We start from the raw sequence: 15,788 nt of genomic DNA, 5'->3' as shown, positions 1-15,788 counted from the left end.
CCGTCGGGCGGCAACCCGCCCTTCGGCCCGCCGCCCCCCGGCGGCATGCCGCCCGGTGGAATGCCCCCTGGTGGGATGCCTCCCGGCGGTCCCGGCGGCCCCGGCCAGTTCAGCGGCCCGCCGCCCCTGCCCCCGCTCGGCCTCTTCAAGTCCAAGGTGGGGCGGCGCGTCGCGCTGCTGAACCTGTCCGGTGTCGGCGCGGGCTTCTTCCACCTGCGCAGCTGGGTGTTCTTCGGGATCAACCTGGCCGTCACCATCGGCCTGCTGGTCACCGCCGCCATCATGGGCGCCGCCGACAACCTGCTCACCTGGGCCCCGGCCCTGCTGGCCTGGGTCCTGCTCACCGTCGTGATCGGCCTCTTCGCGGGCCGCCAGCACGAACGCCGCCTCCTGGTCCGGGGCGAACAGCCCGCGGTCAAGGGGAAGCCGGTCGTCCTGGCGGCCTGTCTCGTCGTGGTCATGATCCTCTCGCTCGTCGGCGTGTGGCAGACCGGCGAGTGGCGCCTGCGGGTCGCCGACGCCGCGCACGCCCGGGGCGACTGCGACACCGCGATCGACGTCTACGGCCAGGTCGAGAGCGGCTTCCAGCTCTCCATGTCGCCGTCGCTGATGAACAAGGCCCGTGCTGGCAGCGAGGCCTGCCAGATGCTGGCCCGTGCCCAGCGCGACGTGAAGAGCGAGAACTACGACCACGCGATCGAGTCCTACAGCAAGTACTTCGCGCACGACGCCTCCCGCTGGGAGGACACTGACGGCAGCGTCGCCCAGGTGAACTTCGACTACGCCGCCCAGCTCGCCGCCGAGGCGGAGGAGCTCTTCGCCGAGGCGGAGGACCTCTTCGAGGAGTTGGGGGGAAGCTTCGACGAATACATGTTCGAGTGGGTTCCCGCAGACCCGGACGAGCAGGAGCAACAGCAGGTCAACCAGGATGAGGCGAAGGCGGCCTTCGACGAGGCGATGGTGGCCTATGAGGGGGCGCTGGCGGCCTACGAATTCGTCGCGGAGGAGTTCTCCGACGCCCCCCTGGACGCGGACATGCCCACCGCCCTGGTCGATTTCTACAACGAGGCCACCGCTGACTACGCCGACGAGAACTGGTGCGTCGCCTCCTTCAAGATCGGGTTCTTCGCTGACGAGGACTTCAGCTGGGACGCCGCTCCCGAGCTCGGTGAGCGCATCGAAGAGGAACACCCGGACTCGATCCTCAACTGCGGCTGGGCTCATCTCGACGCCGGTGACGTCGAGGACGCCGAACAGACCGTCGAGTACCTCGAGGCCAGTTACCCCGACCACGAGGCCGATGACGTCGAGGACCTGACCAAGCACATCGGCGCCGGGTACATCGAGCAGGAGATGGACCGGCAGACCCTCTTCGGAGAAACCGAACTCGACCTGTCCCCCTTCAGCACGGGCAACGGAGACAAGGTCACCCTCAAGTTCACCAACAACTCGCCGGGGGAGATGCACTTCATGTATGTGGGCCCCGACGCGGTCCACGGTGAGGAGTTCGTCGACGCCTGCGAGGACTGCGAGGTCTACAGTTCGCCGCCCACGGGCAACTCCTGTTTCGACGATGGCGACGTCATGGAGATCAAGCTGGACCCGGGCAAGTACCGGCTGATGGTCACCTTCACCGATAGCCTCTTCGGTCAGCCCATCACCGGCAACGTGGACCTGAAGGCTGGCGAAACCTACGAGAACTGCTACTTCCGAGTGGAGAACTAGGGCGCCTGCTGCCGCGGCAGTGCTGTCCGTCTCCCACCCCGGCCTCGGAGGAACCACCCTCCGGGGCCGGGGCCTTTTCCGTTCACTGCGGACCCGGAGTTCTGTCCGGGGGCCGGCCTTGCGTACTGTGTGCTTCGGAGCACGCACACCTGAAACGGGGGTCACCACATGGGAGGGCGCACGTCCTGCTCGCTTCGGGTGGCATGGGACGACGGACTCACCGCCTACGACTTCGGGCCGCAGCACCCGATGGCGCCGATCCGAGTCGAGCTGACCATGGCGCTCAGCCGTGAACTCGGCGTCTTCGACAGGCCGGGGGTCGATCTCCTGGAGGTCGAGCCCGCCTCCGACGAACTCCTCTCCCTGGTGCACGACCCCGCCTACATCAAGGCGGTCAAACGGGCCGGCCGGACCCTGGAGCCCGACGACACCCACATGCTCGGGACCCTGGACAACCCCGTGTTCCGCGACATGCACGAGGCCTCCGCGCTGATCTCCGGCGCCTCGGTGGCCGCCGCGAAGGCCGTGTGGACCGGGCAGAGCGCGCACGCCGCCAACATCGCGGGCGGCCTCCACCACGCCATGCACGGCAACGCGTGGGGCTTTTGCGTCTACAACGACCCGGCGCTGGCCATCGCCTGGCTCCTGGAGCAGGGCGCCAAGCGCGTCGCCTACGTCGACATCGACGTCCACCACGGCGACGGCGTCCAGAACGCCTTCTACGACGACCCCCGGGTACTGACCATCAGCCTCCACGAGTCACCGGTGACCCTGTTCCCCGGTACCGGGCACGCCTCGGAGGTCGGCGGCCCGAAGGCGGAGGGGTACGCGGTCAACGTCGCCCTGCCCGCCGGGACCGGCGACACCGGCTGGCACCGCGCCTTCGACGCGGTCGTCCCACCGCTGCTGCACGAGTTCCAACCCGAGATCCTGGTGACCCAGCAGGGCTGTGACACCCACGCCCTCGACCCTCTGGCCAACCTCACACTCAGCGTGGACGGCCAGCGCCGGGCCTACGAGGAGCTGCACAAGCTGGCGCGCAAGACCGCGGGCGGCCGCTGGCTGCTGTTCGGAGGCGGTGGCTACGGCCTCGTCCACGTGGTGCCTCGGGCCTGGACCCACCTGCTGGCCGAGGCTGCGGGCGCGCCCATCGACCCGGACCGCGAGACCCCGCAGGGATGGCGCGACTTCGTGCGCCGGCGCACCGGCGAGCTGGCCCCGCTCTACATGACTGACGGCCGCGAGGTCTCTTTCACCCCGTTCGAGCAGGGCTACGACCCCGGCGACCCGGTCGACCGGGCCATTCACGCCACCCGAACCGCTGTCTTCCCGAGCCACGGGATCGACCCCACCCTCTGACCCCGACTCTTTCCTCTTCGCAGCACCCCGCTCTGATCACACCCCGGTGAAATCTCCTCGATTACCGAGTGGCGCGCGTTCAGCGGGTAGGAAGAGGATGAATACCGGGCGAACAGGAGCCGACGTCGTGGTGGTCGCGCGGCGTTTCGCATGCTCGCCGCGCAGAGGAGGAAGGGGAACGCAGGTGACGCCGCCGACACGCGCTGAACTCATCACCTATCTGGTTCGCACGGGAATCGCGGGGCACGTCGACACCCCACGGCAGAACAACCTGCGTCACTACCGGAGGCTCGTACAGAAGGACCCGTACCACCAGTTCGGGCTGACCTTCTCGCACGACTGGACCTTCTCCGAGGTCCTCTCCCTGATGAGCAAGCGCTGCGGTGTGGTGGGCGACGAGGAGTACGTCTGGGGGATCGACACGATCGACCCCGACCTGACCATCGACGCGCTGGAGGCCCTCGCCGACCGGCTGGCGCTGGCGGCCGAGCGCCGGGAGAGCGTCATGTTCGCCACCGGCCACCCCCGCAACCTCCTGGAGACCTACCAGGCCTGGAAGGACGCCCTGGTCCGCTGCGGCTGCACGGTGGTCACCGCGGCGGGCGGATATTCCTACGAGGTGACCACGGAACGGCCACCCAACCGCCGGATCGTGGTGTGGAAGGGCGACGTCGCCCTGGTGACGGACGGGCACCTGCCCCGGCACAGCCACCACCCCTTCGCCATGCGGGCCATCCTCGGCGAGCTCTCCGGGCGGGGCGAGCCATGGCCGCAGTTGGTCATCGCCGACCACGGGTACGCGGGTGCGGCGGGGGAGGCAGGGGTTCCCACGGTGGGCTTCGCCGACTGCAACGACCCCGCTCTGTTCCTCGCCGAACACGAGGGGAAACTACTGGTCACGGTGCCTTTGGACGACGGTTATCTGCCGGAGGACTACGCCCCGCTGCGCGACTACGTTCTGGCCAGAGCGGGCCTTCTTTGAGCAGGGTCGACCATTTATACCCACCGTTAAACCTCATCTGACCCTTAGTCAACGCATAGCCCGGAAGACAGCACAAACGACCTTCCGTAGAAGGGAACTCGGCTCTACTCTGAAAACGGACGTGTCAGCAGTGACAGCATGACACGCTGGCGTGTCGGTGGGACGAGTGCAGGTTTTCCGGGGTCGCTCGACCACCGCCCGGCACGCCAGGGCTGAAGGGTAGACAAATGCTCACGTCCGGGAATGAGGGCGTCGGAAGATGAACGGGAGCAAGCCGCCTCTCGAAGAGGTCAGGTTCCTGACCGTGGCGGAGGTCGCCACGATCATGCGTGTGTCCAAGATGACCGTTTACCGAATGGTGCACTCGGGAGTTCTCCCCGCGATTCGTGTGGGGCGTTCCTACCGGGTCCCCGAACGTGCCGTGCACGACTACCTCCGCGAGGCTTTCGTCGAGGCTGGTTGACGGCCAGGCCGGACCCGGGTGCGGGGGCGACACGCCCAGCGCCCGGTCCGCCGACAACCCGGGGGCGATGATTCCCCAGCATCGCCCCCACCGGGAAACTCTCACCTCGCCGAGCATCACTCCCTGACTTGCGTCGGGGCGCCGGAGGGTGCTCCAGGGTATCTACTACACTTTGTCGTTGTTGTAGTCCGCCCTGTTCACACCCGGTTCGCGAGGTCCCCTCGATGCCCAGTACCAGCACAGGTACGCGACGCCGCCGTGCCGTGCCGCGCCTGTCGGCCGCGCTGGCCGCCGTCCTCGCCCTGTCGGCATGCGCCGGGGGCACCGAGATCCAGACCGGCGGCGAGGAGGATCGGTTCATCTCCGGCGACGGCAGCGCCACCGTCTTTGAGACGGGGGAGCGCGATGCGGCCCCGGAGGTCACCGGGACCACCTTCGACGGTGACGCGCTCTCCCTGAGCGACTACGAGGGCGAGATCCTCGTACTCAACGTGTGGGCTAGCTGGTGCGGCCCCTGCCGCGCCGAGCAGCCCGTCCTTGACGAGGTGCACGCCGAGTACGGCGACCTCGGCGTGGACTTCCTCGGTGTGAACATCAAGGACAACGAGACCGCCGCGATCGCCTACACGAACAGCAAGGGCGTGCTCTACCCGAGCCTGTACGACCAGCCCGGCGAGATCCCGCAGGCGTTCCGTGACACGGTCCCGCCGCGCGCGATCCCCAGCACCCTGGTCATCGACCCCGACGGCAACATCGCCGCCCGCGTCATCGGCCCCACCACTTACGGGCAGCTCACCGGCCTCCTCGACCCGCTGGTGGTGGAGTTCGACTTCGGTGACCCCGAGGACCGTCCCCGCGTCTCCGAGGAAGAGGGCTACGGCGAGGGCGCTGAGGACCCGGAGGACGCCGAAGCGGACGCTGAGGCCGACGACCCCGACAGCGACGACGCCGACGCGGACGGGGACGACGGCTGATGGATCCGATCGGCACCACCGTCCTGACCGGTTCCCTCCTGCTCGCCGCACCCCTGGCCCTGGCCGCTGGCCTGGTCTCCTTCCTCTCCCCGTGCGTGCTCCCCCTGGTGCCCGGCTACCTGTCCTACGTGTCCGGCATGAGCGGCTCCCACGTGCGTGAGCGCCAGGCCGCCGCGGCTAAGGGCGAAGGCGGCGAGGGCGGCACCGCGACCAGCACGGTCGCCGACATCGACGCCGAGCTTGCCCAGCGCCGCTGGACCATGGTCACCGGCAGCATCCTGTTCATCGCCGGGTTCAGCCTCGTGTTCATCGCCGTGGGCGGGTTCATCGGCTGGCTCGGCGACATCCTCATGGACTACACCGACCCCATCACCCGGGTGCTCGGTGCGCTCACGATCGTCCTCGGCCTGGCCTTCATGGGTTTCATGCCGGGGTTCGGCCGCGAGTTCCGTTTCCACCGCCTGCCCCGCGCCGGACTGGCCGGGGCGCCCCTGCTCGGCGTTCTGTTCGGCCTGGGCTGGACCCCGTGCATCGGACCGACCCTGGCCGCCGTTCAGACCCTCGCCTTCATCGAGGGCGGTGCGGGCCGGGGGATGCTCCTGTCCCTCATCTACTGCATCGGACTGGGCCTGCCGTTCATCGTCGCCTCGCTGCTCTACCGGCGGGCGCTGAACGCGTTCGGGTGGCTCAAGCGCCACACCCGGACCGTCACGATGATCGGCGGCGTCATGCTCGTCCTCGTCGGCCTGGCCATGGTCACCGGCCTCTGGACGCAGATGACCATCGCCATGCAGGGCTGGGCCGCCAACTTCACGACGGTGATCTGACTTGACCACGAGCACGTCCGGGAACCCGGACCACACGACCGGGGGCCGGACCTCCGACGCCGAACCCGCAGCGGCGGACCCCAAGGGGCCGAGCTCCAAGGGGCCGAGCTCCAGGGGATTGGGCCCCGCGGGCTGGGGGCGCTGGATCTGGCGCACCCTCACCTCGATGCGCACCGCACTGATCCTGCTGTTCCTGCTGGCGGTCGGCGCCATCCCCGGCTCGATCCTGCCGCAGAACGTGGTCAGTGTCGACGAGGTGGCCACCTACTTCCGGGAGAACCCGGAACTGGCGCCCTGGCTGGACCGCTTCTACCTCTTCGACGTCTTCTCCTCGCCCTGGTACGCCGCGATCTACCTGCTGCTCTTCGTGTCCCTGGCCGGGTGCGTGATCCCGCGTGCCCTGGTGCACGCCAAGGCGGTGCGGGCGCGCCCCGTGGCCACCCCGCGCAACCTGGGCCGGATGCCCTACGTGGCCCGGTTCAGCACCGACGCCGCCCCCGAGACCGCGCTGGAGCAGGCCCGCAAGGTCCTCAAGGGGTACCGGGTCGAGAAGTACGGCGATTCGGTCTCCGCCGAGACCGGCTACCTGCGCGAGGTCGGGAACGTGCTGTTCCATCTCGCGCTCCTGGCCCTGCTGCTCGCCCTGGCCGCGGGCGCTTTCTTCGGCTACCGCGGCAACATGCTCATCGTCGAGGGCGACGGCTTCGCCAACACCCTGCCGTCCTACGACGCCATCTACCCCGGGCACTGGACCGACACCGACCAGTTCGCGCCCTTCACGATGCACCTGGACAGCTTCCAGGCCAACTTCATCAGCGAGGGCAACCTGCGCGGGCAGGCCGAGTCCTACGTCGCCGAGGTCACCTACAAGGAATCTCCCGAGGCCGAGGAACAGCAGCACACACTGGAGGTCAACCACCCGCTGAGCGTGGACGGCGTCCAGGTCTACCTGCTGGGCCACGGCTACGCCCCGGAGTTCCAGGTCCGCAACGCCGACGGAGACCTCGTCTTCGACCAGGCGGTACCGTTCCTGCACCGGGACACCATGAGCTACACCTCCGACGGCGTCCTCAAGGTCCCGGACACCGGCGGCGAGGAGCTCGGTTTCGTCGGGGTCTTCCTGCCCACCGCGATGGAGGACAACGAGGGCGAGCTGGTCTCGTCCTTCCCCGGCCCGGAGAACCCCATGGTGACCCTGGAGGCCTACCAGGGCGACCTGGGCATGGTCGACCCGCAGTCGGTCTACCAGCTGCGGACCGCCAACATGGAGCACCTCGGCGAGTCCCCCGTGATGGCCGTCGGCGACACCTGGGAACTGCCGGACGAGGCAGGTTCGGTCACCTTCACCGGCTACAAGCAGTACGCCACCCTCCAGTCCAATCGGGACGGCGCCCGCCTCCCGGCCCTGGGCGCGGCCACCGCGGCCGTCGCCGGTCTGCTCCTCACCCTGTTCGTGCGCCCCCGCCGGGTGTGGGTGCGCGCCACGAAGGGCGAGGACGGACGCACCCGCGTCGAACTGGCCGGACTCGGCAAGACCGAGGTGGCCGGGGACAACGCCGAGTTCCACGAGATCACCAAGCAGCTAGCCGGACGGCTCCGGAACGAGTCGGACGACGACCCCCACACACCATCCGACCCGTCAGAGTCGACGACAAAAGGGAGTGACCGGTGACGTACACACTCGCCGGACCGGTGGACGAGACGATGGCGTCGGCCAGTGACACGCTGATCATCGCGATGATCGTGACGTACGCGGCCGCACTGTTCCTCTTCGCCATCGAGGCCGCCTACGGACAACGCACCAAGCTCCGGGCCGGGAGGCTCATGCCCGTGGGCGCCGGGGCCGCTGAGAGCGCGGACGACGCCGGCATCGAGGTCAACGTCCGCACCACCGAGGGCGAGGCCCAGGCCTCACAGAGCGTGCTCGGCACGATCGCCCTGGCCGTGACCACGCTCGGCTTCCTGCTCGGTCTGGCCCAGATCATCACCCGAGGGCTGGCCGCCGGCCGTTGGCCCTGGGGCAACATGTTCGAGTTCATCGTGGCGATGTGCCTGGTGGCCGTCGGCGGTCTGCTCTACGCCGCCTGGCGTTACCAGGCCCGCTTCCTCGGCGCCTTCGTCCTGGTTCCGGTGCTGATCCTGCTGGGCATCGGCGTGCGCTGGCTGTACGTCGACCCGGGGCCGCTGATCCCGGCCCTGCACTCCTACTGGGTGCCCATCCACGTCACCGCCGTGATCATCGCGGGTGGCGCGTTCATGGTCTCCGGCGTCGCGGGCATCACCTACCTGGTGGCGCACCGGGCCGAGGCGAAGAGGGCCCTGGGCGAGAAGGTCGCCGGTATCGCCGGCCGCCTGCCCAGCTCCGAGCTGCTCGACCGCATCTCGCACCGCTTCATCCTCTTCGCCTTCCCCCTGTGGACCTTCGGCGTCATCGCTGGCGCCGTCTGGGCGGACGAGGCCTGGGGCCGGTTCTGGGGTTGGGACCCTAAGGAAGTCTGGTCCTTCATCTCCTGGGTTATCTACGCGGCCTACCTGCACGCCCGGGCCACCGGCGGCTGGCGCGGTCCCAAGGCGACGTGGATCAACGTGATCGGCTTCCTGACCGTCATGTTCAACTTCTTCGCGGTGAACTACATGTTCAGCGGGCTCCACAGCTACGCGTAGTCCCGTTTCCTCGTTCGACTTACTCGGCCGCGCTTCCCGTTTTGGGGGGCGCGGCCGAGTCACGCACGACCAGGGACGTCTCCAGGGACACCGTGCCCGCGGAACCGCCGGAGGCCACCGCCCGGAGCAGCAGGTCGACCGCCCCGCGCCCGGCCTCGGCCACCGGCATGCGCACCGTGGTCAGGGCCGGGGAGGCGTAGCGGGCCAGGTGGCTGTCGTCCACGCCGACCACGCTGAGGTCGCCCGGAACGCTTAGCCCGAGCTCGGCCAACCGGCGGATCAGTCCGAAGGCCACGAGGTCGTTGTGGGCCAGGACGGCGGTGGCCCCGCAGGCCGCGACCTCCTCGGCGGCGGCGCGCCCGCCCTCCTCGGTGGGCGGGTTGGGGCCGATCCGCTGGATCAGCACCCCGTGGTCGTCGGCGACGCGTGCGGCGGCGCGCTCGATCTCCCCGCTGGTCCAGGCACGGCCGGGACCGCTCACCAGCGCGACCTCGCGGTGCCCGAGGCCGAGCAGGTGCTCTAAGGCCCGGCGGGCGCCCGACCCGACGTCCATCAGCACCCCGGGCACGCCCGGCAGCCGCCGGTTGACCACGACCAGCGGAATCTCCTCGGCGAGCGCGGTGATGGCGGTGTTGGTCAGCCGGGGCGCGACCAGGACGGCGCCGTCCACCTGCTTGGCCATCGAGCGGACCAGTTCCTCCTCCACCCGGGACTGTTCGTCGGTGTCGGCGATGAACACGTGGTAGTCGCGGGCGCGGGCCTGGGCCTGGGCGGCCTTGAGCAGCGGGGGGAAGAAGGGGTTGGCGATGTCGGCGACGATCAGGCCGAGGTTGCCGGTCCGCCGGGTGGACAGGGCCCGGGCGGCCCGGTTGGGCCGGTAGCCGAGCTCCTCCGCGGCGGCCAGGATCCGGGCGCGGGTCTCGGGGTTGACCAGGTGAGCCGCGGTGAAGGCCCGCGAGACCGTGGAGACGTGGACCCCGCTCACCCGTGCCACGTCCCTGATGGTGACGGCCACCCGTGTTCTCCGTTCCGCTGGTGCATTGCTGTTGCAGCAACCGTTTGCTGTACAGAATCAGTTTCGCGTCTGCCGCTTTTGTCATCCTGTCCTATCGAAGGCCCGCTTTTCCAGGGTTTTCCGGCAGGAACTTCGCCGAGGAGGGTTGACGCTCTCGGGTGGATCAGAGAGATTCTTGCAAACGTTTGTCGTCGGATCCCCATGTCCCCCCGATCCCCGAGGAGCAACCCCCATGCGTAGGTCCATCCCGCGCCCGGCCCCTGTCCTGGCATTGGCCTTGGCCGCGTCGGTCCTGCTGGCCGCCACCTCCTTCACCCCCGCCGCGGCCGAACCCGATCCCGACCCCCGCGGCATCGGCCGCCAGACCCTGCCCGAGGGCGACGGCTGGGGCTCGGCCGGATACGGAACCACGGGCGGTTCCGAGGCCGCCCCGGAGGACGTCCACGTGGTCTCCACCTTCGAGGACTTCCGCGCGGCGGTCGGCGGCAAGGACGAGGACACGCCCAGGATCGTCTACGTCAAAGGCACCATCGACGCCAACACCACCGCGGACGGAACCCCGCTGACCTGCGCGGACTACGCTGTGGACGGGTACACGCTGGAGGAGTACCTCCAGACCTACGACCCCGAGGTCTGGGGCTGGGAGGACGTGGAGGGCCCGTTGGAGGACGCCCGGCTGGCCTCGGCCGCCGTGCAGGCCGAACAGATCAGGGTGGAGGTCGGCTCCAACACCACGGTCCTGGGCCTGGGCGACGACGCCGTCCTGACCGGCGTGAACCTGCGGGTGCGCGACGTCGACAACGTCATCCTGCGCAACCTCACCTTCTCCGACACCCACGACTGCTTCCCGGGCTGGGACCCCGGCGACGGCGACAGCGGCAACTGGAACTCCGAGTACGACCAGGTGGAGGTCTCCGGAGCGACCAACGTGTGGGTGGACCACAACACCTTCGACGACGGGGACAACCCTGGCACGGAGCTGCCCGAGTACTTCGGCCGCAAGTACGAGGTGCACGACGGTCTGCTGGACATCGTGCGGGAGGCCGACCTGGTCACGGTCTCCCGGAACCACTTCGAGGGGCGGGACAAGGCGCTGCTGCTCGGCAACAGCGACGGCCGGACCACCGACCGGGGCTACCTGCGGGTGACCTGGCGGCACAATCACTTCGACGGGCTGGGGGAGCGCATGCCCCGGGTGCGCTACGGCCAGGTGCACGTGCACAACAACTACTACACGGTCCGCGACCCGGAGCACTTCGGCTACAGCCTGGGCGTGGGAAGGGAGTCGCACCTGTACGCGGAGAACAACATCTTCGACCTGCACGACGGGATCGGCGCCGGTGAGTTGCTCTACAACTGGGGCGGCACGGACATCGTGGAGCAGGGCAACGTGCTGATGAGCGAGGGCAAGGGCCGACTGGCCCCGGTCGACCTAGTCGCCGAGCACAACGCGCTGTTCCCGGACCGGACGCTGGGCACCGAACTCACTTGGGTGCCGCAGTTCACCGCCGAGGTGGAGCCGGTGCACGCGGTGCGCGGGCTGCCGCGTGAGGTGGGCAGCGGGCGCCTGTAGGCGGCCGCCGGTACGGGATTCCGGCGGAGCGGCCGGAAACAGCGGTGGGGCCGTACCCCTGTGTCCCCGGGTACGGCCCCACCGTCATGTCTGTCTGCTGCCGACCACCGCGAACCGCAGTGCGGCCCCGGCCCGCGGGTCAGTCCTCCGGGTCAATCCGCCGGTTGATGTTCCGGAGGAAGTCGGGATCGTCGTCCGGGCCCAGCGGGTGCGGGCTGTCGGAAGGCTTGGCGAAGTCTGACGGGTCAAGGTCGTCGATGGACGCCGCGGCCTCAGCCGGAGAGGACGCGTTGCCCAGGACGGAGGCGGGCTTGCGAGGGCGGCCGAGGAAGAGCCACAGGATCGATCCCACTGGCATGAACAGCGCGATGACGACCAGCCACAGCACTTTCGGGAGGTTGCGGGCCTCCTGGGCAGGGGTGGTGAGCGCGTCGAAGAACGCGTACACCCATAGAACGACCGATACCAGTCCGATCAGGCCACTGAGCCACACCATGGTTCCAGCCTACTCTTGCTGTCGACTCCTCACGGCCGGGGACACCGGCCCAGGGGTGCGGGAGACCCCGCGGATCTTCGGGCCCGGGGCCGTAGAGGGCGTGCTGAACGTGTGTCAGGTAGTGCTCTCGCTCGGTTCCCCGAGCAGCAGGGCGCGTACCTCGGACTCCCGGAAACGGCGGTGTCCGCCGGGGGTCCGAATGCTGCTGATCCGCCCGGAGGCGGCCCAGCGCGTGACGGTCTTGGGATCAACCCGGAAGAGTGAGGCCACTTCCCCGGGGGTCAACAGGCGTTCGCTTGCTCGTTCCACCTTCACATTCCCCCTAATCGTGCCCGCCTGGACTGAGGGGGCGGCGGGCGTTTGATCCCCTAGTGTGCACGAGTTGGTCCGTTTCCTCCCTAGTTTTCGGAGAAATTGCGGTGTTCGGGGGATGAGTGGGAGATATGTGATCGGAACGTGATGTTCAGGCCCTGCTGTCGGGATTGGAAACATCCCATGACTATCTGAATCCGATGCCGATCGTGCCCTGCCTGGCCTGCGGAGGGACACACCCCGCCCTGGTGCGCACCCGCGCGGACACGCCCTTAACCTGGAGGTAAGGCTGCCTGATGCGGGACGCCACCCCTTCGATCGCTGTCACACGACTCGGCCGCCCACGTGCGTGAACGTGCGTGGATGGGTGCGCTGCCCAATCTAGTGCAGGTAAACGTCTGTTGTGAGGCTTTTTGATGCGTAGCTGGCTGACCTATACCGCCGCCCGACTGGCGCTCTTCGCGGGCGCCTTCGGAGTGGTCTACCTGTTCGGCGCGCGGTCGTGGATCGCGTTGATTCTCGCGTGGGTGATCAGCGGTCTCGCCTCCTACGTTCTCCTTTCCAAGTGGCGCGACCAGATGTCGGCCTCGGTGGTCGACTGGTCGAACAAGCGCGAGAAACAGGACAAGGCGGTGGGTAGCCGCCTGGTCGGCGGCGCCGCCCGGGAGGACGAGATCCAGGACGAGCTCCTGCGCGCGCAGGAGGCCGAGGCCGCGGCCGCCGCCGAGGCGGAGAAGAACGGCGAGAAGCCCGCCCGGGAGGCCGAGAAGGACGACAAAGAAGCCCCCGAGGCCGAGGGCACCAGGAAGTAGGAATGACGAACGGGGTGGCCCCGCCGGCGGCGGACACCACCCCGTCATGGCCCCGTCAAGATTGTGCTGCGCGGGCCTCAGGAGGTTGGGAACATGCCCAGCCGCGCGTGGTAGGCGTCGGCCAGGCGGTCGGTGTCGCTGCCGACGTAGAGGCCGTCGGAGGTCGCGTGCAGGGCCTCCACCCCGTGGCCGCGCGAACGGCCCGGGTTCCAGGGCAGGGCCCGGCCGGTCCGCGGGTCCACCGCGGCGATGCCCTCACGGGCGACCGAACCCGGACCCGGGTGGTGGGCGCCCTGCTCGTTGTCCATCCAGCGCTGGTGGCCGCCGACGTAGACGGCGGACGAGGTGACCTCGACCGAGTACAGCGAGTCCCCACCGGTCAGGTTGGTCCAGGTGGGCGCGGAGTCCGCGGCGTCGTTGTTCTCGAAGCGAGCCGTGGACTTGCACAGGCCGGGTTTCATCTGCGGACCGCCCGCGGTCACCACGGCGAAGTAGGAGCCGTCCGGGGAGAAGTCCATCTGCCGCATGTACGTCTGCATCGCCGAGTAGTCACAGGGCGCCTCGTAGGCCGAGGTCGACCAGGGCGTGAGCGCTCCGGCCGCGGTGTCGATCATGGCGATCTGGTAGCGGTCCTGGCCGTCGACCTTGGTGAAGGTGCCGTTGATGACCAACCGGCTCCCGTCCGGGCTCAGCGCGAGCTCCTGCACCTTCAGGCTGCCCCGGCGCTGCTCGGAGACGGTCGGGGTGAAGTCCGGGTCCAGCTGCCCGGTGGTGGCGTCGATCCGGGCCAGTCCCGCACGGCTCTGGCCGTTCACCCCGGGGAAGTTCCCGCCGAGGTAGACGGCGCTGCCGTCGCTGGCGAGCCGGTACACGTTCCCGTTGTCTACGGACGCGTCGAAGCCGGGCACGTTCTGCCCGGTGGCGGCGTCGATCCGGGCCAGGCCCCGGCTGATCTTCCCGTTGATCTGGCGGAAGTGGCCGCCGAGGATCAGCGAACCGTCCGGCCCCTCCGCCAACGAGGTGACGGTGCCGTCCACCCGGGGGGTGAAGTTCGACAGCAGCTCCCCGCTGCCGTGCCGGAAGGCGAACAGGTTACGCCGGTTGTGGGTGCGGTTCCCGTTGGCGTCGGACACGCGGTTGAACTCCCCGGCCACCACGACGGTGTCGCCGATGCGGAGGATGTCCTTGATCGCCCCGTCCAGGACATGGGGGGTCCACTGCACGGGCTGCTCGCTGACCACACCGTCGTGCGGGGCCGCGAAGGCCGGTGCTGCGGTCGCGACTCCCAGCGGAAGCAGGAGCAGAGAGCTCATCGTCAGGGCGACGAACGATCGGGCCGGTTTCACGGGTCTCTCCTCGGGCACGCGGCGGGGTGGTTTCGGAAGCTCCATTATTGCATGCAGTTGTCGTTTGATTACTTGAAGTAACTGAACGTCCCGCTGGTCGAGCCGGGTCCGCACCGATGCCCGACCCCCCTTAGGCTGTTGCCATGACCCGCGCGAAGCTCGACAAGAAGCCCCAGGACGTCGCCGCGATGTTCGATGGCATCGCAGAGAACTACGACCTCGTCAACGACGTCATCTCGCTCGGCCAGGACCGCGTCTGGCGACGTGCCGTGGTCGACGCGGTCGACGCGTACAGCGGTGAACTGGTGCTGGACCTCGCCGCGGGCACCGGCACATCCTCGGAGTCCTTCATCAAGAAGGGCGCGCGGGTGATCGCTTGCGACTTCTCGCTGGGCATGCTCCAGAACGGCGCGCGCCGCCGGGGCGGCGCCTCGCGCGGCGGGGTGACCTTCGTGGCCGGGGACGCGCTCTCGCTGCCCTTCGCGGACGAGACCTTCGACGCCGTCACCATCTCCTTCGGTCTGCGCAACGTCGCCGACGTGGACCAGGCGCTGCGGGAGCTGCTGCGGGTGACCAAGGTCGGCGGACGGCTGGTGATCTGCGAGTTCAGCCACATCCCGGTGGAGTTCGTGGACAAGCTCTACTCGACGTACCTGATGGCGGCGCTGCCGAAGATCGCCGGTGCGTTCTCCGGGCGCAGCGAGGCCTACGACTACCTGTCGGAGTCGATCATGGCCTGGCCGGACCAGGCCGAGCTGTCCAAGTATCTCCAGGGCGCCGGGTGGTCGCGGGTCGCGTGGCGCAACCTGACGCTGGGCACGGTGGCCCTGCACCGCGGCTTCCGCGAGAAGTAAAATCAGACATAGCGCCCATAAGTCGAAAGTCTTCACTTTTAACTAAAAAGCACTCAAACCCCGAGGAACGATCTGTTCCTCGGGGTTCTTCTTGTTACTCGTGAGTCACTTGTTGCTCATGAGTGTTGCCAGCTGGGCTTTTGGTGCCAAGTGACTGCTTTGGAGGGCGTCTGGAGGCTTATGGGTTCAATATCCGATTCACCGAAGAGGGCACCCCGGGGGTCGCCTCACGGTCCCGGAGGGTCTAGACTGCGGAAAAGAGGCTTGTGAAGTGCTTCACAAGCACGCGAGGCATATGCCACAAGACCCATGTCGGATATGTCGGAAGTCCCAAACCGCCCCATAACACCCCCCGTGAGCGGGTCGACCCCGCACTGACCCGCCAC

15 protein-coding genes are annotated in these 15,788 nt (G+C 68.6%); 11 read left to right on the top strand and 4 right to left on the bottom strand.

The window, feature by feature from the left end; translation table 11 throughout:
- Nucleotides 1–75: 75 nt before the first annotated feature.
- From D457_RS0100970 to ccsB, 8 genes are all read left to right on the top strand, one after another.
- Complete coding sequence (locus D457_RS0100970; protein WP_017578764.1) at nucleotides 76–1,725, top strand: DUF1109 domain-containing protein; 1,650 nt, start codon at nucleotides 76–78, stop codon at nucleotides 1,723–1,725.
- Nucleotides 1,726–1,923: 198 nt separating this feature from the next.
- A complete protein-coding gene (locus tag D457_RS0100965; RefSeq protein WP_017578763.1) occupies nucleotides 1,924–3,084 on the top strand; it encodes an acetoin utilization protein AcuC in 1,161 nt (386 codons plus the stop codon).
- Between the two features lie 184 nt (nucleotides 3,085–3,268).
- Nucleotides 3,269–4,066 carry a phosphatase gene (locus D457_RS0100960; RefSeq protein WP_017578762.1) on the top strand — a complete coding sequence of 266 codons (798 nt, stop codon included), beginning with the start codon at nucleotides 3,269–3,271 and terminating at the stop codon, nucleotides 4,064–4,066.
- A gap of 259 nt (nucleotides 4,067–4,325) precedes the next feature.
- Complete coding sequence (locus tag D457_RS0100955) at nucleotides 4,326–4,529, top strand: helix-turn-helix domain-containing protein (protein WP_013155995.1); 204 nt, start codon at nucleotides 4,326–4,328, stop codon at nucleotides 4,527–4,529.
- Between the two features lie 224 nt (nucleotides 4,530–4,753).
- Nucleotides 4,754–5,503 carry a TlpA family protein disulfide reductase gene (locus D457_RS0100950; protein WP_239645975.1) on the top strand — a complete coding sequence of 250 codons (750 nt, stop codon included), beginning with the start codon at nucleotides 4,754–4,756 and terminating at the stop codon, nucleotides 5,501–5,503.
- Complete coding sequence (locus tag D457_RS0100945) at nucleotides 5,503–6,330, top strand: cytochrome c biogenesis CcdA family protein (RefSeq protein ID WP_017578760.1); 828 nt, start codon at nucleotides 5,503–5,505, stop codon at nucleotides 6,328–6,330. The genes D457_RS0100950 and D457_RS0100945 overlap by 1 nt, the downstream gene beginning before the upstream one ends.
- 166 nt (nucleotides 6,331–6,496) lie before the next feature.
- A complete protein-coding gene (resB, locus tag D457_RS0100940; protein ID WP_239645986.1) occupies nucleotides 6,497–8,002 on the top strand; it encodes a cytochrome c biogenesis protein ResB in 1,506 nt (501 codons plus the stop codon).
- Entirely contained in the window at nucleotides 7,999–8,994 is a 996-nt protein-coding gene (gene ccsB, locus D457_RS0100935) for a c-type cytochrome biogenesis protein CcsB (protein ID WP_017578758.1), read from the top strand. The genes resB and ccsB overlap by 4 nt, the downstream gene beginning before the upstream one ends.
- Nucleotides 8,995–9,013: 19 nt before the next feature.
- On the opposite strand, the gene D457_RS0100930 is transcribed toward ccsB, so the two are convergent.
- Complete coding sequence (locus D457_RS0100930; protein WP_017578757.1) at nucleotides 9,014–10,009, bottom strand: LacI family DNA-binding transcriptional regulator; 996 nt, start codon at nucleotides 10,007–10,009, stop codon at nucleotides 9,014–9,016.
- A gap of 232 nt (nucleotides 10,010–10,241) precedes the next feature.
- On the opposite strand from D457_RS0100930, the gene D457_RS0100925 reads away from it, so the two are divergent.
- Entirely contained in the window at nucleotides 10,242–11,582 is a 1,341-nt protein-coding gene (locus tag D457_RS0100925) for a pectate lyase family protein (protein ID WP_039830853.1), read from the top strand.
- A 139-nt stretch (nucleotides 11,583–11,721) separates the two neighbouring features.
- On the opposite strand, the gene D457_RS0100920 is transcribed toward D457_RS0100925, so the two are convergent.
- On the bottom strand, nucleotides 11,722–12,078 hold the full coding sequence (locus tag D457_RS0100920; RefSeq protein ID WP_017578755.1) for a PLD nuclease N-terminal domain-containing protein: 357 nt from the start codon (nucleotides 12,076–12,078) through the stop codon (nucleotides 11,722–11,724).
- A 114-nt stretch (nucleotides 12,079–12,192) separates the two neighbouring features.
- Nucleotides 12,193–12,393 (bottom strand): BldC family transcriptional regulator, encoded by a 201-nt coding sequence (locus D457_RS0100915; protein ID WP_026116196.1) that lies wholly within the window; start codon nucleotides 12,391–12,393, stop codon nucleotides 12,193–12,195.
- A gap of 413 nt (nucleotides 12,394–12,806) precedes the next feature.
- Between D457_RS0100915 and D457_RS0100910 the strand changes: the two genes are divergently transcribed.
- Nucleotides 12,807–13,202 carry a DUF4229 domain-containing protein gene (locus D457_RS0100910; protein WP_017578753.1) on the top strand — a complete coding sequence of 132 codons (396 nt, stop codon included), beginning with the start codon at nucleotides 12,807–12,809 and terminating at the stop codon, nucleotides 13,200–13,202.
- 77 nt (nucleotides 13,203–13,279) lie between these two features.
- Here the strand turns inward: D457_RS0100910 and D457_RS0100905 are convergent, their stop codons facing one another.
- On the bottom strand, nucleotides 13,280–14,548 hold the full coding sequence (locus D457_RS0100905; protein WP_017578752.1) for a hypothetical protein: 1,269 nt from the start codon (nucleotides 14,546–14,548) through the stop codon (nucleotides 13,280–13,282).
- A gap of 143 nt (nucleotides 14,549–14,691) precedes the next feature.
- Between D457_RS0100905 and D457_RS0100900 the strand changes: the two genes are divergently transcribed.
- The gene (locus D457_RS0100900; protein WP_017578751.1) at nucleotides 14,692–15,402 is read left to right on the top strand and encodes a demethylmenaquinone methyltransferase; all 711 of its coding nucleotides are present in this window, start codon (nucleotides 14,692–14,694) and stop codon (nucleotides 15,400–15,402) included.
- The last annotated feature ends 386 nt before the right edge of the window (nucleotides 15,403–15,788 follow it).

The organism is Nocardiopsis valliformis DSM 45023 (assembly GCF_000340985.1).
Lineage (GTDB): Bacteria > Actinomycetota > Actinomycetes > Streptosporangiales > Streptosporangiaceae > Nocardiopsis > Nocardiopsis exhalans.
This window is presented reverse-complemented; position numbering and strand designations above follow the sequence as displayed.